The sequence below is a fragment of the Amycolatopsis methanolica 239 genome (assembly GCF_000739085.1).
Classification (GTDB): domain Bacteria; phylum Actinomycetota; class Actinomycetes; order Mycobacteriales; family Pseudonocardiaceae; genus Amycolatopsis_E; species Amycolatopsis_E methanolica.
In genome coordinates this window covers 2,440,967-2,465,478 of record NZ_CP009110.1, presented here as the reverse complement: position 1 = coordinate 2,465,478, position 24,512 = coordinate 2,440,967, and the positions used below count along the sequence as shown (strand labels likewise).

Annotated in this window: 20 protein-coding genes and 3 pseudogenes; 9 read left to right on the top strand and 14 right to left on the bottom strand. The window is 71.2% G+C overall.

What is annotated here, in order from left to right; translation table 11 throughout:
- Nucleotides 1–58: 58 nt before the first annotated feature.
- The 4 genes from mimD to AMETH_RS11795 form a co-directional block, all read right to left on the bottom strand.
- Nucleotides 59–409 carry a propane 2-monooxygenase effector subunit MimD gene (mimD, locus tag AMETH_RS11810; protein WP_017981677.1) on the bottom strand — a complete coding sequence of 117 codons (351 nt, stop codon included), beginning with the start codon at nt 407–409 and terminating at the stop codon, nt 59–61.
- Nucleotides 406–1,506, bottom strand: coding sequence for an aromatic/alkene monooxygenase hydroxylase subunit beta (locus AMETH_RS11805; protein ID WP_017981676.1), 1,101 nt, complete (start codon nt 1,504–1,506; stop codon nt 406–408). The genes mimD and AMETH_RS11805 overlap by 4 nt, the downstream gene beginning before the upstream one ends.
- Nucleotides 1,503–2,573, bottom strand: coding sequence for a 2Fe-2S iron-sulfur cluster-binding protein (locus AMETH_RS11800; protein WP_017981675.1), 1,071 nt, complete (start codon nt 2,571–2,573; stop codon nt 1,503–1,505). The genes AMETH_RS11805 and AMETH_RS11800 overlap by 4 nt, the downstream gene beginning before the upstream one ends.
- Nucleotides 2,574–2,642: 69 nt before the next feature.
- A complete protein-coding gene (locus AMETH_RS11795; RefSeq protein WP_017981674.1) occupies nt 2,643–4,280 on the bottom strand; it encodes a ferritin family protein in 1,638 nt (545 codons plus the stop codon).
- A 184-nt stretch (nt 4,281–4,464) separates the two neighbouring features.
- Between AMETH_RS11795 and AMETH_RS11790 the strand changes: the two genes are divergently transcribed.
- On the top strand, nt 4,465–6,243 hold the full coding sequence (locus tag AMETH_RS11790; protein ID WP_026153026.1) for a sigma-54-dependent Fis family transcriptional regulator: 1,779 nt from the start codon (nt 4,465–4,467) through the stop codon (nt 6,241–6,243).
- Here AMETH_RS11790 and AMETH_RS11785 read toward each other — a convergent pair.
- From AMETH_RS11785 to AMETH_RS11765, 5 genes are all read right to left on the bottom strand, one after another.
- Nucleotides 6,207–6,761: a hypothetical protein gene (locus tag AMETH_RS11785; protein ID WP_223843124.1), complete on the bottom strand. Its 555-nt coding sequence runs from the start codon at nt 6,759–6,761 to the stop codon at nt 6,207–6,209. The genes AMETH_RS11790 and AMETH_RS11785 overlap by 37 nt on opposite strands.
- Entirely contained in the window at nt 6,749–10,201 is a 3,453-nt protein-coding gene (locus AMETH_RS11780; protein ID WP_017981671.1) for an indolepyruvate ferredoxin oxidoreductase family protein, read from the bottom strand. Before AMETH_RS11780 ends, AMETH_RS11785 begins: the two co-directional genes overlap by 13 nt.
- A gap of 335 nt (nt 10,202–10,536) precedes the next feature.
- A complete protein-coding gene (locus AMETH_RS11775; protein ID WP_017981670.1) occupies nt 10,537–11,901 on the bottom strand; it encodes an MFS transporter in 1,365 nt (454 codons plus the stop codon).
- Between the two features lie 22 nt (nt 11,902–11,923).
- Nucleotides 11,924–12,700 carry an SDR family NAD(P)-dependent oxidoreductase gene (locus AMETH_RS11770; protein WP_017981669.1) on the bottom strand — a complete coding sequence of 259 codons (777 nt, stop codon included), beginning with the start codon at nt 12,698–12,700 and terminating at the stop codon, nt 11,924–11,926.
- A complete protein-coding gene (locus tag AMETH_RS11765; protein ID WP_017981668.1) occupies nt 12,697–14,160 on the bottom strand; it encodes an aldehyde dehydrogenase family protein in 1,464 nt (487 codons plus the stop codon). Before AMETH_RS11765 ends, AMETH_RS11770 begins: the two co-directional genes overlap by 4 nt.
- A gap of 318 nt (nt 14,161–14,478) precedes the next feature.
- Here AMETH_RS11765 and AMETH_RS11760 point away from each other — a divergent pair, with 318 nt between their 5' ends.
- The 7 genes and pseudogenes from AMETH_RS11760 (at nt 14,479) to AMETH_RS42520 (ending at nt 21,798) form a co-directional block, all read left to right on the top strand.
- Nucleotides 14,479–15,123 carry a GntR family transcriptional regulator gene (locus tag AMETH_RS11760; RefSeq protein WP_017981667.1) on the top strand — a complete coding sequence of 215 codons (645 nt, stop codon included), beginning with the start codon at nt 14,479–14,481 and terminating at the stop codon, nt 15,121–15,123.
- 43 nt (nt 15,124–15,166) lie between these two features.
- Nucleotides 15,167–15,919: pseudogene (locus AMETH_RS41420) on the top strand (hydantoinase/oxoprolinase N-terminal domain-containing protein); the annotation flags it as partial.
- Between the two features lie 125 nt (nt 15,920–16,044).
- Nucleotides 16,045–17,268, top strand: a complete 1,224-nt coding sequence (locus tag AMETH_RS41415) for a hydantoinase/oxoprolinase family protein (RefSeq protein ID WP_267283479.1) — start codon at nt 16,045–16,047, stop codon at nt 17,266–17,268.
- Nucleotides 17,269–17,287: 19 nt separating this feature from the next.
- On the top strand, nt 17,288–19,441 hold the full coding sequence (locus AMETH_RS11750; RefSeq protein WP_017981666.1) for a hydantoinase B/oxoprolinase family protein: 2,154 nt from the start codon (nt 17,288–17,290) through the stop codon (nt 19,439–19,441).
- 29 nt (nt 19,442–19,470) lie between these two features.
- Nucleotides 19,471–20,622 carry a 3-isopropylmalate dehydrogenase gene (locus AMETH_RS11745; protein WP_017981665.1) on the top strand — a complete coding sequence of 384 codons (1,152 nt, stop codon included), beginning with the start codon at nt 19,471–19,473 and terminating at the stop codon, nt 20,620–20,622.
- 70 nt (nt 20,623–20,692) lie between these two features.
- Nucleotides 20,693–21,463: a FadR/GntR family transcriptional regulator gene (locus AMETH_RS11740; RefSeq protein WP_017981664.1), complete on the top strand. Its 771-nt coding sequence runs from the start codon at nt 20,693–20,695 to the stop codon at nt 21,461–21,463.
- Between the two features lie 155 nt (nt 21,464–21,618).
- The gene (locus tag AMETH_RS42520) at nt 21,619–21,798 is read left to right on the top strand and encodes a helix-turn-helix domain-containing protein (RefSeq protein WP_364148029.1); all 180 of its coding nucleotides are present in this window, start codon (nt 21,619–21,621) and stop codon (nt 21,796–21,798) included.
- Here the strand turns inward: AMETH_RS42520 and AMETH_RS36640 are convergent.
- From AMETH_RS36640 to AMETH_RS37905, 4 genes and pseudogenes are all read right to left on the bottom strand, one after another.
- Nucleotides 21,737–22,185 (bottom strand): annotated as a pseudogene (locus AMETH_RS36640) (SDR family oxidoreductase); the annotation flags it as partial. The gene AMETH_RS42520 and the pseudogene AMETH_RS36640 overlap by 62 nt on opposite strands.
- A pseudogene (locus AMETH_RS39995) lies at nt 22,182–22,954 on the bottom strand (beta-keto acid cleavage family enzyme). The pseudogenes AMETH_RS39995 and AMETH_RS36640, both read right to left, overlap by 4 nt.
- Nucleotides 22,955–22,980: 26 nt before the next feature.
- Nucleotides 22,981–23,391: a hypothetical protein gene (locus tag AMETH_RS11725; protein WP_026153024.1), complete on the bottom strand. Its 411-nt coding sequence runs from the start codon at nt 23,389–23,391 to the stop codon at nt 22,981–22,983.
- A gap of 2 nt (nt 23,392–23,393) precedes the next feature.
- A complete protein-coding gene (locus tag AMETH_RS37905) occupies nt 23,394–23,567 on the bottom strand; it encodes a hypothetical protein (protein WP_017981661.1) in 174 nt (57 codons plus the stop codon).
- Here AMETH_RS37905 and AMETH_RS39990 point away from each other — a divergent pair.
- Complete coding sequence (locus AMETH_RS39990) at nt 23,517–23,840, top strand: nitroreductase family deazaflavin-dependent oxidoreductase (RefSeq protein WP_017981660.1); 324 nt, start codon at nt 23,517–23,519, stop codon at nt 23,838–23,840. The genes AMETH_RS37905 and AMETH_RS39990 overlap by 51 nt on opposite strands.
- A gap of 4 nt (nt 23,841–23,844) precedes the next feature.
- On the opposite strand, the gene AMETH_RS11715 is transcribed toward AMETH_RS39990, so the two are convergent.
- Nucleotides 23,845–24,483, bottom strand: a complete 639-nt coding sequence (locus AMETH_RS11715) for an IMPACT family protein (RefSeq protein WP_017981659.1) — start codon at nt 24,481–24,483, stop codon at nt 23,845–23,847.
- Between the last annotated feature and the right edge of the window lie 29 nt (nt 24,484–24,512).

Genomic DNA, 24,512 nt, shown 5'->3' with positions numbered 1-24,512 from the left:
CTCGGTGGAACCGTGGTGGCGGGCCTGCCCGGCCCGCCACCACGAGTGCGGGGTTTCGTCAGCCGTGCGCGGACAGGTCGAAACCGATGTACTCGGCGGCGTCCTCCGGGTTGGCGAACAGCAGGGTGCGGTCGTCCAGGTGCACCATGCGGCCGTAGTGGGTGGAGCTGATCTCCTCGAAGATCGACCCGTCGAACGGCTCGCCGAGGGCCTCGGTCAGCTCGTCGTAGTCGAACTCCAGGAGCCGGGTGCCGTCCACGCGGATCATCGACGGGTACTCCACGAGCGAGACGCCGTCCTTGGCCCCCATCACGTCGGCGACCACGCGCCCGACCGGGGTGTTCATCAGCGTGACGCCGCACATGTTCGAGGATCCGGCCTGCGAACCGAACTGCATGGTGCTGCTCACTTGTCCAACTCCTTCGGGGTGTCCAGCCCGATCTCCTCGAGCAGCTGGGTGAACTTCTCCTTGGTCGCGCCGAGCGAGTCGGCGAAGGTGCGGGCCTTCTCCGCGGGCTGCGACCAGATCGGCTGCAGCGCGTAGGCGGCGTCCAGGCACGGCGGCACCCACTTCGCGAGCCACTGGCCGAACAGTTCCTTGTTGCTCTCCCCGTGCTGCTCGTCGCGGGTGAGCATCCGGAACAGCGCCCGCGTGTAGCCGAGGTCGCGGTTGTAGTCGTGCTCACCGGTGCCGACGATGGTCGGGGTGATGTAGTCGCCGTTGGTTGCGGAGATCTGCATGACCAGTTCCGACCGGAAGAGCTGGCCGACCAGCTGCTCGAACACGACGTTGGCCCCGAACAGCAGCTCCGCCCAGTCGCCGACCGCGGTCAGCTCCTCGACGGCTTTGCGGGTCGGCTGCCACTCCTCGGCCGAGGCCCACACCTCCTTGTGCACCGACCCGTCGAAGGTGTCCAGCGACTCCGACAGGTCCAGGTTGAACAGCGCGAGGTCCTGGGCGAACCGCATCTTGTGGGCGGCGTTGACCGCCACCGCGGTGTTGATCATGTTGGTCGGGCCGGAGCGCTGGATCGAGGTGAACACGTGCAGCGCCATCCCGTTCTCGGCGTGCATCCAGGCGCCGAGGTTGCGGGCGATGAACTTCTGCCAGGCGGTGTTCCAGTTGCCGTAGGCGCCCGCGCGCTTGGCGTTCTCCAGGCACAGGGAGACCTGGCGGACCACCGCGGAGTTGTTGCGGTAGATCGTCTGCTCCCACTCCTCGTTCGGGTCGAGGAAGGCGTGCCAGTTCGACGACTTCGCCGCCGTCCACTCCTGCGGGTAGCCGCCCGGACCGCCGCCGAAGCCGTAGATCCAGCCCTGGCTCAGGTGCCGCTCGGGGTCCGGCTGGACGTCGACGGTGACGTCCTCGTACACCGTGGCGCGCAGCTTCGCCGGCTTGAAGTAGTTGTAGCTGCGGCTCTTCGAGCTGGGGAACTCCAGGGCGCCCGCCTCGGAGTCGGTGAACTCCACCTTCGGGAAGCTGCGCGTCTTCGCACTGCTCGTCATGTGATGTCTCCTTGCGATGTCTGCTCGTCGCGAACCGACGTGGTGAATTTGTCGTAGAACACCTGGTCGTCCGGCACGCCCTGACCGGCCGCCAGCGCCAGCGCGGCGTCCACCATGGGCGGCGGGCCGCACAGGTACACCTCGCTGCGGCGCAGCTCGGGTTCCCTGGCCGCCACCACGTCGGTGACCATCCCCGGTTCGGCCGTGACCCCGAGCTCACCGGCGCCCTCGGTGGACTCCGAAAGCGCGACGACGAACCCGAAGTCGGGCAGCCGTTCGCCCAGCGCGCGGATCTCGTCCAGGTAGAACAGGTCCGCGGCGGTGCGCGCGCCGTAGTAGAAGCGGATCCGCCTGGTATCCCCGGTTTCGCTGAGGTGGCGCAGCAGGCTGAGCACCGGAGCCATGCCGGCGCCGCCCGCCATCAGCACCAGGGGCAGCACGTGCCCGTTCTTGAGCGTGAAGTTGCCGTACGGCCCGGTCAGCTCGATCGTGTCGCCGGCCGCGATCCCGTCGTCGAGCAACGCGGAGAACCGGCCGCCCGGGTACTTCTTGATGACGAACTCGATGTGGTCGGCGGTGGACGGGATCGTCGCCATCGAGAACGACCGGTGCTCGTCGGTGCCCGGGATGGTCAGATCGGCGTACTGGCCGGGTTTGAACTCATACGCCGGCGGGTCGACCGGCTTGAGCTTGAGCCCGACGATGTCGTGCGTGTGCTCCACGATCTCGACGACCTCGGTCCGGATCCGCTGCAGCGGGGCGGAGTTGAGCAGCTCCTCCTCGTCGAAGTTGAGCAGCTCGATGGTGCAGTCGCTGAAGGCGTGCGCCCGGCACAGCAGCACATAGCCTTCTTCGACCTCGGCGTCGTTGCAGGCGAACGTCGAGTAGCGCTCCATCTGGATCTCGCCGTCCAGCACGTACGACTTGCACGCCGAGCACTGGCCCTCGCGGCACCCGTGCATGAGGTGGATGCCCTGGCGGAACGCGGCGTCGAGGATCTTCTCGTCCTCGCCGACCTCCATCTCGATGTCGACCGGTTCGAAGGAGATGCGGTGCTTGTCGGCCATTTGGTCTCTCGATTCTCCGGGGAGCGGACGGCGGTGGGGGCACACCGCCGTCCGCGGGTCCTCAGGCCGTCAGGCGACCGTGACGTTCGGGTTGGCGCGGTAGGCCGCGGCCCACTCCTCGCGCTCCTGATCGGTCATCTGGTTGAGCGTGACGTTCGGGCTGGCGAACCGGATGCCGCGCAGGTCGTCGAGCGTCCACAGCTTCTTCGGGTCGTCCAGGTCCAGGTGCGGCTGCGGGATGAGCGTCTTGCCGTCGTCACGGACGTAGCCCAGGTCCTTGACGATGTCGGCGAGGTCGCGGTCGTGGTGCAGCGTCTCCCATTCGCGCTTGCCGGTGAGCCGGCCCATGTTGGGGGTCTCGCGGCCCTCGTACTCGGGGCGGAAGGCGACCTTGTCGGTCCAGGCGCAGGTTTCCGAGCAGTAGGTGCGCCACTGGTCGTCGACCTTGTCGACCACCAGGTCCTCGCGGACCAGGCAGGGCACCATGCAGGTCCAGCAGCGGTGCGGGTACTCGTAGCCGACCTCTTCGAACGCGATCGGCTTGTTCCGGCCGGGGTAGCGCAGCCGGTTGTAAGCCTCCCACCACTTGCCGAACTGGCTGTACCAGCCCGGGTACTTGTCCTCGAACCACTCGAAGTCGGCGTCGGTCATGCCGTCGATGCGCCAGTAGTTCACCGGCCAGCCGGTGGCGAAGAACTGCGCGACCCGGTGCACGTAGAACTTGTTCGTGATCCGGTTCCACGCCTCCTCGACCAGGTCGTGCGGGATGACCAGGCCGTATTTCTCCAGCGGGAGCAGGTAGCTGCGGTAGTAGTCGTCGTAGATCCAGCGGCGCCACATCTCGGCGTAGGACTCGCGGTCCTTGCGGCGGTCCTTGGTGCCGTACTCGATGAAGGTGCCGATCGCGGCGTCCACCACGCAGTGGTTGTTCCACCAGGCGTAGCGCAGGTCGCGCTCCAGCAGCGGCCGGTTGCGCTCGTCGGCCAGGGCCATCAGCAGGATGGAGTAGCCGTTGCTGATGTGCCGGGACTCGTCGGACTGCACCGAGTGGAAGACCGTCGGCAGCAGGTAGTCGCCGTTGGCGGCGGCCTCGTCGGGCATGGCGACGAACAGAGTGTTGGTGAACGCGGTCTCGGCCACCACCGTGAGGTAGATGTTGGCCGCGGTGATCGCGTCACCGGTGATGAACCCCTCGCCGAACTGGCGGCCGATGGTGCCCGCGTAGTTGTTCGCGAACGCCTTCTCGGTGATGTCGAACCCCGCCGGGTCGATGTAGTTGTTCATGTACAGCTTCTTGAGGTTCATCTGGATCGTGGAGTGCCGAACCTCGTCGATCATCTGCACCGCGAGTCCGTTGTGGATTTCCGGGTTCGGCACGGCGTCGATGGCCATCGGCATCGCCCTGGCCGCGGAGATCTCCGGGAACGGGATGATGGACAGGAACAGCTTCTGCCACTCCAGCCAACGCTGCTGCACCTGACGGAACATGTTGCCGCGGATCGCGCCGTCCATCGCGCCGAAGACGCGGTTGTCCTTCTCCTCCTCCATCGGGAAGTAGGACCGCATGATCTGCTTGAGCGGGTCCTTCTTGGGGGCCTTCTCGAACGTGTAGTCCGTGCCGAACCGCGTCGCCGGCGTGGCGAAGGTGGGCTCCCAGGACAGCTCGGTGATCTTGTTGTGCGCCTTGGTGAGACTCTGCCTGCTCAATTCAGCCTCCTCGGGCCGGGTCTCGCCGCCCGGCAGTCGTCACTGACGGGGGAGAGTGTGTTGCGCATCGCAGGTGAGTTCTGTCTCAATGTGAGACCGGGATACGGCACGATCTCCGCCACGATGGGTTTTCGTGGGTGGATCAGCCCAGTGACCACAGCACTCGACGTCAAGGGAGACGGTGGTGACGAGGCCAGGACACCGGTCGGAATCGCAGGTCAGCGCTCTGCGGGAGAAGTTTCTGTCGCGTCCAGTGCCCGAGCTGGCGGGCGTGCGGGAGATCATTTCCGCGTCGTGGCGGCGCGCGCTGGAGCACCGGATCGACGCCGACGAACCCGATCCGATCTTCGTCGCCGACCGTGACGAGGACAGCCTCCTGCTGCGCAGCGCCAAGCCGATCCTGGACAACCTGACGTCCGAACTGTCCGATCACCCGGTCGCCATCCTGCTCACCGACGCCGACGGGCTCGTGGTGAGCCGCTCCAGCCCGGACCGCGCGCTGCACTCCGGGTTGGACCGGATCTGCCTCGCCCCCGGGTTCAGTTACGCGGAGGAGTCGATCGGGACGAACGGGATCGGCACGACACTCGAATGCCAGCAACCCGTGCTCGTGTCCGGCTTCGAACACTTCAACAGCCGCCTGGCGGCCTTCGAATGCGCCGGCGCGCCGATCCACCACCCCATCCGCGGCCACCTGGTCGGAGTACTCGATCTCACCTCGTGGACCGGCACGCCCGGCCCGCTGCTGCTGACCCTCGCCCGCACGACCGCGAAGCGGATCGAGGAAGCGATGCTCGCCGGTGCCGGGGCCCGTGAGCTGGCGCTGTTCCGCGAATACCTGGCGTCCTGCCGACGCGGATCGGGCGCCATCCTGGCCGTCAACGAGGACGTGGTGATGGTCAACAACCACGCCCAGGACCTGTACGACGCGGCGGACCGGGCGGCGCTGATCACCCACACGGCCGATGTCGCGGGATCGCCCACGCCGGCCACGGTCCTGGCCGACCTGCCGTCCGGTGTAGTCGCCCGCCTGGAGTACCGGCCGGTGCACCACGGTTCGACCCTGGTGGGCGGCCTGTTCCGGGTGAAGAACCAGGCCGTGCCCCGGCGCGCCGCCGGTCCCGCCGACGTGCGGTTGCCCGGGCTGGCCGGGAGCAGCCCGGTGTGGCGGCAGGCGTGTGCCGCGGCGGAGGCGAGCATCACCGGCGGGAACTGGCTGGTGCTGACCGGCGAGAACGGAACGGGCAAGACGGCCCTCGCGCAGGCCGTGGCCCGCCGGCACGCGCCGGGCCGCCAGATCGTGCTGGACTGCGCTCCGGTGGGCAACCACGAGGCGTGGGCGCACGCCCTCGCCGACGAGGTGAGCGGCGGAAACTCACCCGCGGTGATCCTGCGCCACGCCGACACGCTGAGCGACGACGGGATGCGGCGGCTCACCGAGTTGTTCACCACCTGGCAGGGCGCTCCCCCGGACGACGCGCCGGCGTGGGTGGCGGTCACCGTGGGGGAGGACCCGCGCGGGACGGAGATCCACAACTGGCTCATGCCGTTCTTCGCGCACACGGTCGAGGTGCCGCCGCTGCGGCACCGGATCGAAGACGTGCGCCGCCTCGTGCCCGCCCTGCTGGCCCGTCACGCGGGCAACCGGGACATCGAGGTGTCGGACGCGTGCCTGCGGCAGCTGATGCGGCTGCCCTGGACCGGCAACGTCCGCCAGCTCGACGACGTCCTGGCCCAGGTCTCCCGGCGGCGCCGGACCGGCCTGATCGAGGTGGACGACCTGCCCGCGGAATGCCGGACCGTGACCCGGCGCCAGCTGACGCGTCTGGAGATCATGGAACGCGACGCGATCGTGCGCAGCCTCGCGGCCAACGACGGCAACAAGGAGCGCGCGGCCGCGGACCTCGGCATGTCCCGGGCGACGATCTACCGCAAGATCCGGGCGTTCAGCATCGTGCCCTGACCGGCGTGCCGGTGCTCACCCGCGCGGCGCAGCGTCCGGGTGCGCACGGGCGCCGAGAGCACGACGTCGCGGACGGGGAACCCGCCGAGGGCGGTCACGAGCTCGGCGACCCGGTCCGGCTCGGCGGCCAGGAACAACGTGCAGCGGCCGTGGCCCGCCTCGACGATCTCGGCCGACATCGCCTGGGCGACGGTGACGACCTCGGGCAGCCGGTGGGCAGGCGCGTCGATCACCACGAACGCGGCGCGCCGGGCGTGCGACTCCTCGTCGGGCAGGTGGACGACCTTGAGGACGTCGGGCGAGCGGTGCAGGTACTTCACCGCCCGGCGCACTTCGAGGTCGTCCCCGGCCGACAGCTCGACCGTCATGCGGCGGCGACCGCCGGCCGGGGCGCCGACGTCCAGGGTGAGCACGTCGAACCGCCGGGCGGTCAGGATCGAGGTGACGCGGGCGATCGCGTAGGGCGTCTCGATGACGTCGAGCCGCAGCACCGCCGAGCACGGGGCTACTGGTCGCACATCGCTCCCTCCGACAGGCCGGCCAGGAGGTCACGTGCGCGGGCCCGGAACTTCACCACGTTGGCGAGCTTGATGTCCTCGTAGCCGCGCACCAGGTCGGGCAGCGCGACGATCTCGCACACCGCGTCCAGCGTCGCCGGGGTCAGGTGGGTCAGCGCGTCCCGCACCAGGGCCTGGTACTCGCCGACGAGCTGCCGCTCGGTCTTGCGCACCGCGGCGTAGCCGAACACGTCGAACGGCGTGTGCCGCAGCTTCCTGGCCGCGCGGAGGCCGCGGAAGGTCAGCTCGGCGGTGCGGCCACGCAGGCGGATCTTCCGCTTCATCCCCAGCGCCCGCAGCACCGGCGGGTGCAGCATCACCGACACCTTCGCGTCCGGCTCGAACTCGGCCTCCCGCCGCGCTTTCTCCACCGGGTCGAGGTGGAGGCGGGCGACCTCGCACTCGTCCTTGTACGCCAGGAGCTTGTGCAGACCACGCGCGTAAGCGAGCCCGACTCGCTCGGCGGCGACGTCGCCGGCGCGGGCTTCCGCGATCTCCACGACGCGGTGCACCTCTTCGGCGTAGGCGCGGGCGAAGGCCTCGTTCTGGTAGCCGGTGAGGTCGGCGATCCGGGTGGCGAGCGCCGCTTCGAACCCGGCATCCGCCGGCTCCGGGCTGGCGCCCGCCGCGGCGAACACCGCCGCCGGGTCGAGGACGGCGGCGCGTCCCCAGCGGAACGCGGCCAGGGTCTTCTCCACCGCCGCGCCGTTGAGCCGGATGGCCTGCTCGATCGCCGCCGCGGCGACGGGGATGCAGCCGTGCTGGTAGGCGGCGCCGACGAGCAGCATGTTGGCGGGCATGTGGTCGGCGAACAGCGATTCGGCGAGACGCTGCGCGTCCAGGTGCAGGTTCGCCTCCGGCGTGGTGGCCTCGGCGATCCGCGCGAGCAGGTCGTCGACGCTCCCCGGCACGGCGACGCGATTGGTCACCATCGCCGCGGTCGGCACCACGGAGGTGTTCAGGACCGCGATGGTGCGGTCGCCGCGGGCTGTGGCCAAAGTGGACTCGTCGGCCGCGCCGAGCAGGTCGAAGCCGATCAGGACGTCCACTGTGGAGCGCGACGCGCGCAGCGAACCGCGCACCGGTTGCTTGCCGATCCGGACGTCGGAGGTGACCGGCCCGCCCTTCTGCGCGAGACCGGTCTGCTCGAGACCGGCGGCGAACTTGCCGTCCAGGTGCGCGGCCATCTGCAGGATCTGCGAGACGGTCACCACGCCGGAGCCGCCGATGCCGGGCATCCGCAGCAGTGTCTCGGTGCCGGTGACCTTCGGCTCCGGCTCGACGAGCGCCACGGGCGGTTGTCCCGGGAGCGGTTCGCGCTGGGCGCCCGGTTCGACGAGCAGGAACGACGGGCAGTCGCCCTTCAGGCAGGAGAAGTCGGAGTTGCAGGAGGCCTGGTGGATGCGGGTCTTGCGGCCGAACTCGGTGTCCACGGGCTGCACCGACAGGCAGGTGGACACGTCGCCGCAGTCACCGCAGCCCTCGCACACCCGCTCGTTGATCACGACTTTTTCGGCGGGCGTGGGCAGTTTGCCGCGCTTGCGCAGCCGCCGCTCTTCGGCTGCGCACTGGTCGTCGTGGATCAGCACGGTGACGCCGTCGACGGCGGCCAGTTCGGCTTCGGCCTCGGCGAAGTCGTCCCGGTGGCGGACGGACGCGATCGGGTCGAGCGCCACGCCCCGGTACTTGCCGGGGTCGTCGGTGGTGATCACGATGCGCCGCACGCCCTCGGTGGCGAGCAGCCGGGTGATCTCGGGGACCGACAGCCGCCCGATCAGCTGCTGGCCACCGGTCATCGCGACGGCGTCGTTGTAGAGCAGCTTGTAGGTCATGGTGACACCACCGGCGACCGCGGCGCGGATCGCCAGCGAACCCGAGTGGTGGAAGGTGCCGTCGCCGAGGTTCTGCACGAAGTGCCGGTCGCCGGTGAACGGCGCCAGCCCGATCCACTGGGCGCCCTCCCCGCCCATCTGGGTCAGGCCGATCTGCCTGCCGCGGCCCGCGCCGTCGAGGGTGATCATGACGTGGCACCCGATGCCGGCGCCCACGAGCGTGTCGTCGGCGGCGCGGGTGGAGGTGTTGTGCGGGCAGCCCGAGCAGAAGTACGGCGTGCGCTTGCCGGCGGCCAGCGGCACGCCGATGCGCGCGGGCCGCCGGGGCGCGATCGCGGCCAGGTGGGCGACCGCGGCGGGCGGCAGCCGGTCCGGCCCGATCACCGCGGTGATGCGGGCGGCCACGGCCTGGGCGACGTCCTCCGCGCCGAGCTGTCCCCGCGCGGTCAGCAACGGCCGCCCGGTCTCGTCGCGCCGGCCGACCACGTTCGGCGCGCCTGGCCGCCGGTACAGCGCCTCCTTCAGGTGGCCTTCCAGGAAGGGCACCTTGTCCTCCACGACGAGCACCTCCTCCAGCCCGTCGGTCAGCCGGACCAGCTCCGGGTCGTCGAGGGGGAAGGGCATGGCGAGCCGGATCAGCCGGAGCCCGAGCGCGTCCATCGCCGCTTCGTCGAACCCGAGGTCGTCGAGGGCGCGCTGCAGGACGGCGAACCCGGTGCCGGAGGCGAGAACGCCCAGGCGGGCGGAAGCGGCGGAGAACACGACCCGGTTGAGCCGGGCGTCGCGGGCATAGGCGCGGGCGAGGTCCAGCCGTCGCGTGAGCAGGTCGAATTCGGCGTCCAGCGCCGCCGGGCCGAGGAGCGTGGGCAGCGGGCCGCGCTCGCGGCGGGCTGGTTCAGGGATGCCGGCGCGCAGGTCGCCCACGTCCACGGTCGCGGAGGCGTCGGCGATGTCGGCCACGATCTTCAGCCCGGCCCACAACCCGCTCGCGCGGGACAACGCGACCGCGTGCAGCCCGAACTCGACGATCTCGGCCACCGAGCCGGGTGCGAGCAGCGGCATGGACAGGCTCTGCATCATCGGCTCGCACGAACTCGGCACCGTCGAGGACTTGCTCGCCGGGTCGTCGCCGATCCAGGCGACCGCCCCGCCGAGCGGCGCGGTGCCCGAGATGTTGCCGTGCCGGATCGCGTCCGCGGCCCGGTCCAGGCCGGGGTTCTTGCCGTACCAGAACCCGGTGACACCCTCGTGCCGCCGCCCCGGCAGCTGGTCGAGCAGCTGCGTGCCGGCGACGGCGGTCGCGGCGAGCTCTTCGTTGACACCCGGCCGGAACACCACCCCCGCCGGGTCGAGGAACCGTGCGGCCCGGCCCATCTCCAGGTCCACCCCGCCCAGCGGCGAGCCCTGGTAGCCGGAGACGAACACGCGGGTGGGCAGCCCGCGGGAGTTGTCCAGGCGGCGCTGTTCGAGCGTCAAGCGCACCAGGGCCTGGATCCCGGACAGCAGGACCCGCCCGCGGTCGGCGGTGTACTTGTCGTCGAGGGACACGGTGGTGGTCTGGGTGGTCACTGGGCTCTCCGTCAACCGGTCGGGGTGGCGAGGGGTCAGGCCGGTCGGCGCCGCCCGGGACCGCTCGTGGCAGTCGCGGGCCACGCCGACCGGTGGCAGGGGTTGGTCAGGTGTTCGCGGACGGTTCCGATGTCGCCGCGCGCCACCGGCCCGGTGGCGCCGGTGTCCCCGTGGGACAGGAATCCCGGCGAGGTGCGGCAGGGCGGCTCGCCTGGCCGGCGAGCGTGCCAGCCGGCCTTGCCCGAGCCGATCCTTGGTGGTTGGCGTCACCGCGTCCGCGATGCGGCGCATCGGCGACCGCCTTGCCCGCGCCGATCAGGCCGATGACAGTCCGGTCAGCCACCGGTCGTCTCCGCCGCCGGGGTGGCCGCGGCCACGCCCGAGCGCCTGCGGATCCGGCGCCCGACCCCCGCCATCGTCACAGCGGCGCCGGTCAGGAACACCGCGGTCACCAGCACCGCCGCGCTGCTGTTGCCCTGCCCAGGCCCGTCACCCTTGATCAGGGCGACCATGTACGGCGAGACGAATCCGGCGAGGTTGCCGACCGCGGTGATGAACGCGATGCCGGTGGCCGTCGCCGGGCCGCTGAGCAGGTAGGGCGCGTGCGCCCAGAACACCGGCAGGGTGGAGATGCAGCCGATCGCGGCGAGTGTGAACCCGGTCAGCGCCAGCAACGGGGACCCGGTGAGGCTCAGCGCGCCGAGCACGAGCCCGGCGACACCGGCCAGCGCGGGCACCACGTAGTGGCGAGTGCGTTCCCCGGTGCGGTCGGAATTGCGCGCCAGCAACCACATCGCGAGCGCGGCGAACGCGTACGGGATCGCGGTGAGCCAGCCGATCTGCGCGGTGCTGAACGATCCCATCTGCCGGACGATCGTCGGGAGGAAGAACGCCATCGCGTACAGCGGGATGATCATCGCGAAGAACGCGAACGACATGCCCAGCACACCCCGGTCGCGCACCGCGGCACGCAGCGAGCCGGCGCGGTGCCCGCCCGCGGAGTTGGCCTTCTCCTCCCGGTCCAGCTCCGCGATCAGCCACGCGCGCTGCCGCTCGCTGAGCCACGTCGCCTGCGCGGGCTTGTCCGTCAGGAACCGCACCACCACGAACGCCATGACCAGGCACGGGAAACCTTCGACCAGGAACATGAACTGCCAGCCGGTCAGGCCCCACGGCGGGAACCCCATGAGCCAGCTGGACAGCGGCGCGCCGATGACCGTCGACACCGGCACGGCGACGTAGAAAACGCTGATCAACCGTGCCCGCCGCACCGCGGGAACCCACTGGCTGAGGTAGAGGATCACGCCGGGCACCAGGCCGGCTTCGGCGACACCCAGGAGGAACCGCAGCGCGTAGAAGCTCCACTCGTCGCGGACCAGGAACATCGCCATCGACACCAGGCCCCAGGTGAACATGATGCGGGCGATCCAGTACCGGGCGCCGACGCGGTAGAGGATCATGTTGCTGGGCACTTCGAACAGCACGTAGCCGACGAAGAACAACCCCGCGCCAAGGCCGAAAGCCGTTTCGCTCAGGGCGATGTCCGGCTGCATCTTCAGCTTCGCGATGGAGATGTTGGTGCGGTCGAGGTAGTTGAGGACGTAGACGAAGAACAGCAGAACGCCGAGCCGCCACGTGACCTTGCGCAGGGTGGTCCGCGCGAGCTCGTCGTGGTCGGCAACGCCGGTGTTGCCGGACATGGGTTCTCCCGGGGGTCAGGGGTCAGGCCGGTGGGGTGAAACGTCCGTCGACGGCCGTCCAGCCACCGTCGACCATGACGGTCGATCCGGTGACGTAACCTGCCGCGTCGGAGGCCAGGAATACGACGGCTCCGGCCAGTTCGGTGGGCTTCGACCAGCGGCCCAGCGCGCCTTTGGTGGCGTAGGCCCGGTACCAGCCGGGGTCGTTCTTGATCTGGTCGGTCAGCGGGGTTTCCACCACGCCGGGGGCGATGGCGTTGACGCGGACGCCGGCTGCGCCGAACTCGGCGGCCGCGGTCTTGACCAGCTGGATCGCGCCGGCCTTGGTGGCGGCGTAAACCGACTGGCCGGGTTCGACGACGAACCCGCGCACCGAGGAGAAGACCACGATGCTGCCGGTGCCGCGCTCCACCATCCCGCGGCCGAACGCCTGCAGCACGGTGAAGGTCGCTTTCAGGTTGAGCGCGACCACGCGGTCGAACTCCTCCGGCGCGTAGTCGAGGATCCCCTTGCGCACGTTCGTCGCCGCGGTGAGGACCACGACGTCGAGGTCCCCGAGTTCGCGGGCGGCCCGGTGCACGGCCGCCGCGTCGGTGATGTCGAGTTCGAGGGCTTCGCCGCCGGTGTCGGCCGCGGTCGCCTTCGCGGTGAGCGGGTCCTTGTCGGCGCAGATCACCTCGGCGCCGTGGGCGGCGAGCGCGAGCGCGGCCTCGCGGCCGATACCGCCGGCGCCGATCAGCAGCGCGCGCTTGCCGTCGAGCCGGAACAACGTGGTGTAGTCGGTCATGGTCTCGCTCATTCCGGCCGGATCACGGCCATGCGGGTGACGGTCAGTTCTTCGATCGCGAAACGCGGTCCCTCCCGGCCGGTTCCCGAGTCCTTCACACCGCCGTAGGGCATGATGTCGGACCGGAAGCCGGGCACCTCGTTGACGACCACTCCGCCGACCTCGAGTTCCTCGATGGCGGCGAACGCGGCGGCGAGCGAGCGGGTGAACACGCTGGCGTGCAGGCCGTAGCGGGACCGGTTGACCAGGTCCAGCGCCGCCGCGAGGTCGGGCACGGACCGGATCGCCACGACAGGGGCGAAGATCTCCTCGCACCACGCGTCGGCGGTTTCCGGCACGTCGAGCAGGAGGGTCGGCTCGACGGTGCGGTCGATCACCCGGCCGCCGTGCAGGATCTTCGCCCCGGCCTGCTCGGCCTGCTCGATCCAGTCGAGGGTGCGCCGTGTCGCCGCCTCGTTGATCAGCGGCGCCACCCGGGTTCGCGGGTCGCGCGGGTCGCCGACCGTCAGCTCGCCCATGCGGGCGGTGAGCTTGCCGACGAACTCCTCGCGCACCGGCTCGCACACGATCACGCGTTGCACGGCGATGCAGGCCTGGCCGTTGAAGTAGTAGCCGCCGCGCACCACGGCGTCGGCGGCCTTGTCGAGGTCGGCGTCGGTGTCGACGACCAGTGCCGCGTTGGAGCCCAGTTCCAGCAGCACCTTCCGCGGCGCGGCGTCGCGTGCGATCCGGTGCCCGACGGCGGCGGAACCGGTGAACGACACCGCCGCCACGCGCGGGTCCGCCACCAGCGTGTGCCCGACTTCGGCGTCGCCGGTGATGACCTGCACGATCTCCGGCGGCGCCCCGTGCCGGGCGGCGGCCTGCCGGACCTGGTCCGCCAGCCACAGCGCCGTCAGGGGCGTGGCGGGGGCGGGCTTGCAGATCACCGGGCAGCCCGCGGCGATGGACGGCGCGATCTTGTGGCTGGCCAGCAGGAGCGGGCCGTTGAACCCGGCGATCCCGACGACGAGCCCGATCGGGCGGCGGGTCCAGAACCCGATCATCCCCGCGCCGGAAGGCTGCAGGTCCAGCGGCACGGTTTCGCCGTGGATGCGGGCGACTTCTTCGGCCGCGGCCGACCAGGTGAAGACCGTGCGGGCGAACTCCACCTCGCAGTCGCCGCGGGTCTTGCCGGTCTCGGCGATGAGCAGGTCGACGAGCTCCGCCTCGTGCGCCCGGAGCCCGGCCTCCACGTCGAGGAGGATCGCGCGACGGACCGCCGAGGTGAGCCTGCCGACCGGTTTCACCGCGGCCGCCCCCGCGTCGAGGGCGGCGCGGGCGTCGCCGACCGATCCGACCGGCGCGTGCGCGACCACCGATCCGTCGTAGGGGAACACCACCGGCGCGGTTCCGGCGCCGGCGACCCACCCCGGGCCGACCGGCAGTCCGGACGGGAACTCGGGCAGCGCGAAGCCCGCATGCGAACTCATCGGAAATTCTCCTCTGGACGTCGTCGTCCCAGGTCTTGCCAGCCAGGTCGGCAACACCGGCGATCGACTGCTGGTCGGACCAGCTTGTGATGTGACGAGCATGAACCAGCGCCGGTCGGCGAGTCAAGTTGTCGCACAAAAAGGGGCTACGAGCTGTGGTTTTCCGGGCGGACCGGGTGAAACTCGGGGGGTCGGGGTTGACGAGCCGGTGCGCGTGGGTCAGTCTGACGTCGCTGTATCCAGCCGTCGAGCAAGGAAGGTCGGCGAGCGTTGGCCAGACGAGAGGACCGGACGGGAGCGCCCTCGCGCATCCCGCTCGTGGACGAAACGGCCGCGATCATCCGGGAGCGGATCTACACCCACCGCTACCCGACCGGGTCGTGGCTGCGGCAGGAACACCTGTCCGCCGAACTGGGTGTCAGCCGCACCCCGCTGCGTGAGGCGCTGCGCGTCCTGGAGCAGGAGGGCCTGGTCAAGGTCACCGCCGGGCAGGGCGCCCAGGTCATCACCGGCGACCTGGACACGCTGCTGGACGCCTACCAGCTGCGCGCGGTGGTGGACGGTCTCGCCGCGCGGCTGGCGGCGGAGAACAACCGCGGCGGCGGCCTGATCCGCCACCTCCGCCGGGCCATCGAGGTGCAGCGCGCGGCCGTGGAACCGTGGACGCCGCGCGACTACACCGACTCCAATGTGGACTTCCACGAGCACGTGGTCCACCTGTCCGGCAACGACTTCGTGATCGGGCAGCTGCCGATCCTGCGGATGACCGCGCAGGTGTTCGCGCCGGTCGCGCTGGTACGGCCGGAGAGCGCGATCCGCGCGATCGCCGAGCACACCGCCATCGCCGACGCCATCGAGGCAGGCGACGGCCAGGCGGCCGAGCGGCTCGCGCGTGCCCACATCGAAGCCACGATCACCGAACTCAAGCAGAAGAAGACATCGGCGGCCGAGGACGCGTCCTGACCCCGACGGTCCCCGTCAGCGCACAAAGGAGTGAAACGCCGCGATGCCCAGCTACTACGTGGCCTCCGACATCGGAGGCACCTTCACCGACACCGTCGTGATCGACTCGGCAGGCGCCGTGGGCCGCTACAAGTCCTCGACGGTGCCCGACAACCCGGCGCAGGGTGTGCTGGACACCCTCGTACTCGCGGCCGACGAGCGCGGGGTCCCGCTGGAACGGCTGCTGGCCGACGTCGAGGTGTTCGCCCACGGCACCACGGTCGCCACCAACGCCATGCTGGAGGGCCGCAGCCGCAGGGTCGGGCTCATCCAGACCCGCGGGTTCGGCGACACGCTTACCATCATGCGCGGCTTCAAGGCCACCGGCCTGGAGGAAGACGACATCAAACGTTTCCGCACGCTGGTCAAGCAGCCTGCCGCGGTGCCGCGCCGCCTCATCGTCGAGGTCACCGAGCGCATCGACTACGCGGGCCGCGTCGTGTGCCCGCTGGACGAGGACGACGTCCGCGGCGCGGTGCGGCGCCTCCAGGAGGCGGGCGCCGAGGTCTTCGCGGTGTCGCTGCTGTGGTCGTTCGCCAACGACGTGCACGAGAAGCGCGTCGCGGAAATCATCGCCGAGGAAGCGCCGGGCGCGTCGGTCACCCTGTCCTCGGAGTTCCTGCCCCGCATCGGCGAGTACGAGCGCACGCTGACCACCGCCGTCAACGCGAGCCTGCGCCCGGTGCTGAAGACCTCGCTGGACTCGTTCGAGAACACCCTCGCCAAGGCGGGTCTCAAGACAGGGCCGCTGCTCATGCAGTCCAACGGCGGGCTGGCGACCTTCGCCGAGGTCGAGAAACGGGCCGCGGCCACCGTGATGTTGGCCCGGTCGGCGGGGTCGTCGCCTCGCAGTTCGCCGGCGCGCGCAACGGGTACCGCAACATCGTCACCACCGACATGGGCGGCACGAGTTTCGACGTCGGCCTGGTCCTCGACGGGCGGCCGGTCATGTCGAACACGACGCTCATCGGCCGCGACGAACTCGCCCTCCCGTCCGTGGCGGTGCGCGCGATCGGCGCGGGCGCGGGCTCGATCGCCTCCGTCCGCAACGGCGTCCTGCAGGTCGGCCCGGAGTCGGCAGGCGCGCGCCCCGGCCCGGCGTGTTACGGCCGGGGCGGCACCCGGCCCACGGTGGCCGACGCCGACCTCGTGCTGGGCTACCTGAACCCGGACAACTTCCTCGGGGGGCGGCTCACCCTGGACGTGGACAAGGCACGCGCCGCGATCGACGAGCACGTCGCCAAACCCGCAGGGCTGACGATCGAGCAGGCCGCGGAGGGCATCAAGACCATTGTGGACGCCCGGATGGCCGACCTGGTCCGCCAGGTCACCGTCGAGCAGGGCTACGACCCGGCCGACTTCGCCGTCTTCGCCTACGGCGGCGCCGGTCCCCTGCACGCCTTTTCCTACGGCGCCGAGCTCGGCTGCCCGCAGATCGTCGTGCCCCTCACCGCCTCGGTGCACTCCGCCTTCAGCATCGGCTGCTCCGACCTGACCATGGTCGAGGAGCTGTCCAAGCCGCTGCAGACCCCGCCGGGCACCACCGACCACGCCACCGCGCTGGCGCCGGACGAGCTCAACGCCACGTTCGACGAGCTGGCCGCCCGCGCCCGGCGCGACCTGATCGCCGCGGGCGCGGCCGAGGACTCGATCACGTTCGCGAAGTTCGTGGAGATCCGGTTCCGCGCGCAGATCCACGTGCTCACCGTGCCGGTCGACGCCGACCGGATCACCCCGGCCGACGTCAACGCGATGGTGGAGCGGTTCGTCGAGATCTACGAGGGCCGCTTCGGCAAGGGTGCCGCGTTCCTGGAAGGCGGGGTGGAGATCACTACGTTCCGCGTGGTCGCCACGAGTCCCGTGCCGCGCGCCGAGTTCGACACCGGCGCACTCGGCAAGGCGGGCGGCGCAGAACCGGGCACGCGCCGCGTGTTCTCCGGCGGCCAGTGGCGCGACGCCGCGGTCTACCGCGCCGAGCACCTGCACGACGGGCTGCGCATCGAGGGCCTCGCCATCGTCGAGCTCCGCGACACCACCGTCGTGATCGGGCCAGGACAGGACGCCGAGGTCGACCGCTTCGGCGACATCATCATCCAGAACCGCTGACCGGGAAGGAGAACAACGCATGACCACCACCGTCGACCCGGTCACCTACGAGGTCATCCGGCACAAACTCTGGTCCATCAACTCCGAGGGCGGGACCACCGTCGAGCACGTGTCCGGCTCCCCCGTCGTGCACGCCACCGACTACAACTTCGGCATCTACACCGCCGCCGGCGAGATGGCGATCATCGGCACCTACCTGCTCACCCCCATCTACACCGGGGCGATGGCCATCGAGGTGTTCCTGGACCGCTACGACGACATCGAGCCCGGGGACGTCTTCATCATCAACGACCCGTACCTGGCCGCGATGCACCAGAACGACGTGCAGTTCTGCAAGCCGGTGTTCCGCGACGGCGAGATCGTGGCGTGGCTGGGCTGCATGGCCCACCAGGTCGACCTCGGCGGCATGGACCCGGGCAGCTGGTGCACCACCGCCACCGACGTGTTCCAGGAAGGCATCCGCATCCCGCCGGGCCGGATCGTGCGCAAGGACGTGCTGAACCAGGAACTGTGGGACACCATCGTCCTCAACTCCCGCATGCACGACACCGTGGCCAACGACTTCCGCGCTTTCCTGGCCGGGTTGCGCGTGGCCGAGCAGCGCTTCCATGAGCTGTGCGACCGCTACGGCGCGGACGCGGTGCGCGCCACCATGGAGAAGACCCTCGACAGCTCCGAAGCCGACCTGCGGGCCCTGCTGCGTGCACTGCCGGACGGCGTGTACGAGCACACGTCCTATTTGGACCGGCCGGACGGGGACGAGGGCATCGAGCTGCTGCAGGTGCCGTGCCGCCTGGAGAAGACCGGTGACCGGCTGGTGTTCGACTTCTCCGCCGCGAGCCCGCAGTCGCCCGCCTACGGCATGACCACCCGAGGCGGTCTGCTCGGGGCGGTCGCGACCCTGATGCTGATCACCTTCGGGTCCGACATCCCGTGGAACCACGGCCTGATGCGGCCGGTCGAGGTCACCGCGCCGGACGGGTTGTGCGTCACCGCGGTCGAGCCGATGCCGGTCTCCGGCGGCGCGGCGGGCGCGAACTGGACCGCGACCTGCTCCGCCGGTGGCGCGATCGCGAAGATGCTGTCGTTCTCCGACAAGTACGAGGGCTACGCGTTCGGCCCCTCCGACGGGTCCTGGCAGCTCAACCAGTTCGGCGGCGTCGACCAGCACGGCGAGCCGTTCGCCTCGATGTACATGGACTCGCTGCTGTGGGGCGGCCCGGCGTTCTCCTTCCGCGACGGAGTGGACGCCGGTGGCGCGATGGTCATCCTCTCCGGCGGCGCCACCGACGTGGAGCAGCAGGAGATGCGTCACCCGCTGCTGTACCTGTGGCGCCGCATGGTGCCCGACTCCGGTGGCGCCGGGACCTTCCGCGGTGGCAACGGGATCCAGTTCGCGCTGACCCCGATCGACACGCAGGAGGTCACCGGCGTACTCGGCACGCACGGCGTCGCACTGCCGAACCGGACCGGCCTGTTCGGCGGCCTGCCCGGGTCCTGCGCGCGCTTCGAGCGGGTGACCGGCGCGAGCGCGCTGGAGCGCCTCGGCACCGGCGCGCCGGTGGTGGCGCTGACCGACCTCGACGGCGACCACCAGGTGCTGCCCGGGGTCGCACCGGCCGCCCGGATCGCGTTCGGCGACGTCTTCGAGTGCACCGTGCAGAACGGCGGCGGCTACGGCGATCCGCTGCTGCGCGACCCGGCGAAGGTCGCGGCCGACGTGGAATCCGGCGCGGTCACCGTTGAATCCGCGGCCCGCCTCTACGGCGTGGAGCTGCGGGACGGCGAGGTCGACCAGGCGGCCACCGACGCGCGGCGGGCCGAAATCCGGGATTCCCGGCGCAGCCGGATGACCGGACCGCGGACCGGGCCGGTGGCCGCGCCGGGCGAGCCAACCGGGATCTGGGGCGCGGCGCTCGTGACGCACCGGATCGCCGACGGGCTGGTCGGGTCGTGCCGCCACTGCGGACAGGCGCTCGGCGACCTCACCGGCGGGTGGGAGTCGATCGCGGGCCGGGTCGTGCTCGGCGCCGACGACCTGGGCGCCCGCGTCGAGGTCCACGGCGACCTCGCGGCCGTCGCCTACGTCTGCCCGCACTGCGTCACCGCGCTCTGGGTGGACGTGGAGCCGGCCGGCGGCAAGACCTGGCGCGACTTCGCCCTGCACGACTGATCCCCCACGTCAAGGAGAAACCGCAGCACATGCGCACCCACCACCTGGCCGTCATCGGCGGCGACGGCATCGGCCCCGACGTTACCGCGGCCGCGCTCGCCGGTGTCCGGGCCGCCGCCGACCGGTACGGCTTCGCGATCGAGACCACCGAATTCGACCTCGGCGCCGAGGCCTATCTGCGCACCGGCGTCGCGCTCGACGAGGCGTCGACCGAGGCGCTGCGCCGGCACGACGCCGTCCTGCTCGGCGCGGTCGGCGACCCGCGCGTCACACCGGGCGTCCTCGAACGCGGACTGATCGTCGGGTTGCGGGTCGCGTTCGCCCAGTCGGTCAACATCCGGCCGGTGCGCCTCTACCCGGGTGTCGAGAGCCCGGTCGCCGGTGTCTCGCCGGACAACTGCGATCTGGTGATCATCCGGGAGAACACCGAGGGGCTCTACACCGGCGGCGGCTCGATCTCCCACCCGGGCACGCCGAACGCGGTGGCGATCCAGAACTCGATCACCACGGTCCCGGCCACGACCGAGACGGTGGAGTTCGCGTTCCGGCTCGCCTCCGCGCGGCGCAAGCGGTTGACGTTGTGCCACAAGAAGAACATCCTGGTGCACGCCGGGCAGCTGTGGCAGGACGTAGTGGACGAGGTCGCCACCCGGTACCCGGACGTCGAGCACGACTACGTCCACGCCGACGCGATGTGCCTGCACCTGCCGCTGGATCCGGGCCGGTTCGACGTCGTCGTGACCGACAACCTGTTCGGCGACATCCTCAGCGACCTCGGCGCCACCGTCCAGGGCGGGCTGGGGCTCGCCGCGAGCGCCAACCACAACCCGCGCGGCACCGCGCCGAGCATGTACGAGCCGGTGCACGGCTCGGCGCCGGACATCGCGGGCAAGGGCTGGGCCAACCCGGCGGCGGCGGCGTTGTCCGCGGCGCTGTGCCTGGCCGGTCTCGGCGAGCGCGACGGCGCATTGGCACTGGAGGCCGCCGCGGCGTCCGTGCTGGCCGAACTGCCCGCGCTGGCCGGGCCCGGCATGGGCGGCGACACCGCCGAGATCGGCCGCCGCATCGCCGACCGGGTCACCGACGTGGACCCGGCGAAGATCGGCGACCCGGAGCGCTCCCTGATGACCGGCCTGGCCCGGCTCGCCCCCCCGGTGACGACCGGCCTGCTGCCCCGCTGAGCGGGCACGGTCCCACCTCCCGGCCGGTATCCTCGGGGAATCCGCAGCGCACCGGCCGGGAGGGGTGAGGGTGACCAGCCAGACGAGCGCGACCAACGGGCGGCTCTTCCAGCGCGTCGTCGACTACGTGCAGAACGCGATCGCCTCCGGTGAGCTCAAGCCGGGTGATCGCCTGCCGAGCGAGCGGGAGCTGGTCGAGCAGTTCGGGATCGGCCGCGCCTCGGTGCGGGAAGCGCTGCGTGTCCTGGAGAACATGGACCTGGTCAAGTCCCAGCCACGCGATCCGCGCGGGCCGTTGATCCTGCCGCTGTCGGTCGAGCCGGTACGCCGTTCGATCGCGATGCTCACCTCGGGCGGCGCGCTGGGGCTCGCCGAGCTCGTCCAGTTCCGGATGATCGCCGACGCCTCCGCGAACCTGCTCGCCGCCGCCCGCCGCACCGACGAGCAACTGCTCGCGCTGGAGCGGAACATGGCGCGGATGCGGGCGTGCATGAGCCGTGGTTACGCCGAGTTCAGCCAGGCCGACCTGGAGTTCCACGAGCTCATCGCCGAAGCGGGCGGCAACCGGCTGGTGCAGGTCTACGGGGATGTCACCCGCGAGGCGATCCTCAAGCTGATCCAGCAGTCGATCCTTGACGCCGACGACCAGACGGCGCTCATGCTGCAGTCCATCCGCCACCACCGGGCGGTGTTCGCGGCCATTTCCGACCGCGACGGCCTGCTGGCGTCCCGTCTCGCGCGGGAGACCCTGTACGCCTACTACGCCGACCACGTCTCCCCCGCGGACCGCGAGATCATGGCGACGCTGGTCCGCGAGTGCGGCGGCCGCCTGCCCGGCTGATCGCCGTGTCTCGTTGAACGGGACAGGTGCTCCCGGATGGCGCCACCGATGGGGCACGATGACCTCATGTGTCCGGCGCATCGGGATGAAGGCGAGATCACCGCTCTCGGCGGGCCTCGCTGATCCTCAAGCAGTTCCGTGGCGCGGAGCTGCCGGTGAGCGCGGCGGCGGTCGCGCGGTCGACCGGGCTGCCCAGGACCACGGCGCACCGGATGCTGTGCGAGCTGGCGCGGGTCGGGCTGCTGGAGCGGGTGGGCACGGCCTTCCGGCCGGGGCTGCTGAGGCGATGCTGCCCGGGCGGGGGCTGTGCGCGGAGACCGAACCGTTGTCGATGATCCGGCCGCCGCGCGGGTCCTGGCGCCGCATGACGCCGAAGGCCGCCCTGGCGCAGAGGAACGCGCCGGTCAGGTTGGTGTCCACGCACGAACGCCGCTCGCCGACGGGGATCTCGTCGGGCGCGCCCGCCGGGCCGAACACGCCCGCGTTGTTGACCAGCAGGTCGACCCTCCCCCACGTGGCCGCGCCCCGGTCGAACAACTCCGCGACGGAGTCCGGGTCGGACACGTCGGTGGGCACGGCGAGACCCTCCGGAGCGGTTCCGCCAGCGCGCGAGCCCGCCGTCCGGCAAGCGCGACCCGGTAACCGTCGGCGATCAGTGCCCTGGCGATCACCCGCCCCAGGCCGCTGCCCGCCCCGGTGACCACCGCGACCGGCGTGCTCATGCCGCCTCCGTCAGGCCGGGGAGCGCGCGGGCCTGCGCCGGGGTGGCGGGCTCGCACCCGTGGTCCCGGATGACCTCGACCACGCGCTCGACCTGCTCCAGGTTGGTCATCGGCCTGCCGTCGGCGTCGAACGGGCTGTCCTCGATACCGACGCGGGCGTGCCCGCCGAGTTCGAGCGCCCGCACCAGGCCGGGCAGCGGGTCCGGCCCGCACACGGTCGCGGAGAACACCGCGCCCGCGGGCAGCAGATCGACCAGGCCACGCAGGACCCCGGGCGTGTACGGCAGCGCGTTCTGGAACGTCTCGTGCTGGTTGAGCACGAAGTTCACCACGTACGGCACTCGGGTTTGGCCCCGGCCGCCCGGAACGCCGCCGCCAGCCGGCGGGCGAACCAGCGCGGCGTGCTCATCAGGGTCTCGCCGTCCGGGCCCCTCACGTACGCGGTGATGGTGTCCAGCGTGCACGTGTCCGCCCCGGCGCCGGCCCCGGCCAGCCGCTGCTCGTGGTCGACGACGGCGCCGTCGGCGGTCTCGCGCCCCATGTCGCCGTTGAGCCCGCCGCCGGTCGAGTTGTTGACCACGACGTCGCACCGGCGCCGCACCAGCTCGTTGATCTCCCGGTAGACGGCGGAGTCGCAGGTGGCCGCGTGGTCCGGCCGGCGCGCGTGCAGCGCCGCCACGCTCGCACCCGCCGCGGCACAGCGCGCGACGTCCTCGGCGATCTGCCCGGGCTGGGTGGGCACGTGCGGGTGCTGCGCGGGGGTCAACATCCCGCCGGTCGGGGTGACGATGACGCTCACCGGACGTCCGGGCATTCCGCCACCTCCTCGAGCAGGCGGGTGATCGCGGTCCGCATCGGCTCGCCGACGCGGAGACCCGCCCGGCGCCCGGCTTCGTTGACGTGCGTCAGCACCCCGTTGTCCCACATGTCCTTGCCGTCGCTGATGCGCGCGGTCAGGTGGCCGACCGCCGCGCCCGGCACGCCCGCCTCGTCCATGACCGCGAGACCCGCGATGCCGGCGTCGTCCTTGCCGCGCCCGGCGTCGTTGAGCACCGCGCACGCGCACCCGCTCAGCACGGCGATCCGCCCCGACTCGGCCCCGCCGTTGGACGCCGCCACGATGATCTGGCCCCGGTCGGCGTGCTCGGCCTGGGACATGCTGTCCAGCAGGACCACGCGGCGGTCCCCACGCCCGGCCACCGTCATCCTCAGCACGGCACACCCCCCGCCGCCAGCCTGGTGAGCGCCGCGGACAGCGGTTCCCCGACCCGGATGCCCGCCTCGCGCGCGGACTCGTTGACGTAGCTGATGATCCCGTTGGCGCAGGTGTCGTGGCCGTCGGCGACGCCGACGACGCCGTCCAGCGCCGCCAGGCCCGCCACCCGGCCTGGTCCTTGCCGATCCCGGCGTCGTTGCAGGCCACAGCGGCCACGCCGGCATCTTCGAGGGCAGCCCGCTGGTACCACAACCTGGTGGCCAACCCGAAGACCACGATCGAGCTCGGCGACGAGACCTTTCCGGTGCTCGCCCGCGTGCTGGAGGGCCCCGAGCGCGACGAGATCTACGCGAAGCAGTCCGCCGCGCAGCCGCAGTTCGCCGAGTACCAGCGCAAGACCAGCCGGGTCATCCCGGTGATCGAGCTGGTGCGGGTCTGACCCGTCAGGGGAGGTAGAGGTCCCTCGTCCCCGCGTCGAGTGCCTCGACCTCGCCGCCGGTCCGTTCGGCCAGCCAGGCGCCGAACGCGTCCCGGTCGGCCTCGGTGACGGCGACCGTCAGCGTGACGTCCGTGCCGTAGTCGATGTCCTGCAACCGGTACGGCGAGTTGCGCAGATCGTGTTCGAGGCGGCCGGCGAGGTCGTGCGGCACGGCGACCAGCAGCTCGCGGTGCCGCACCCGGCGCAGCGTCCCGACGGCGTCGAGGGTTTCCGCCAGCGCGCCGGAATAGGCGCGGACCAGCCCGCCCGCGCCGAGCTTGACCCCGCCGAACCACCGCGACACCACGGCGACGACGTCGGTCAGGTTGCGGCGCGCGAGCACCTCGAGCATGGGGACGCCCGCGGTGCCGGCGGGCTCCCCGTCGTCGTTGCTGCGAACGGTCATCTCACCGGTCTCCGGATCGCCGATCCGCAGCGCCGTGCAGTGGTGGTTCGCGCCGGGTCCGGCCTTGCGCACCCGGGCGATCAGCGCCGCGGCGGCCTCCACCTCATCGACCCGCGCGACGGTGCACACGAACCGGGACCGCTTGATCTCGACCTCGTGCTGCCCGTCGCGGGCGATCACCCAGACCTCACCGTTCACCAGCCGATGCTATGCGGCCGGCTCGTCGC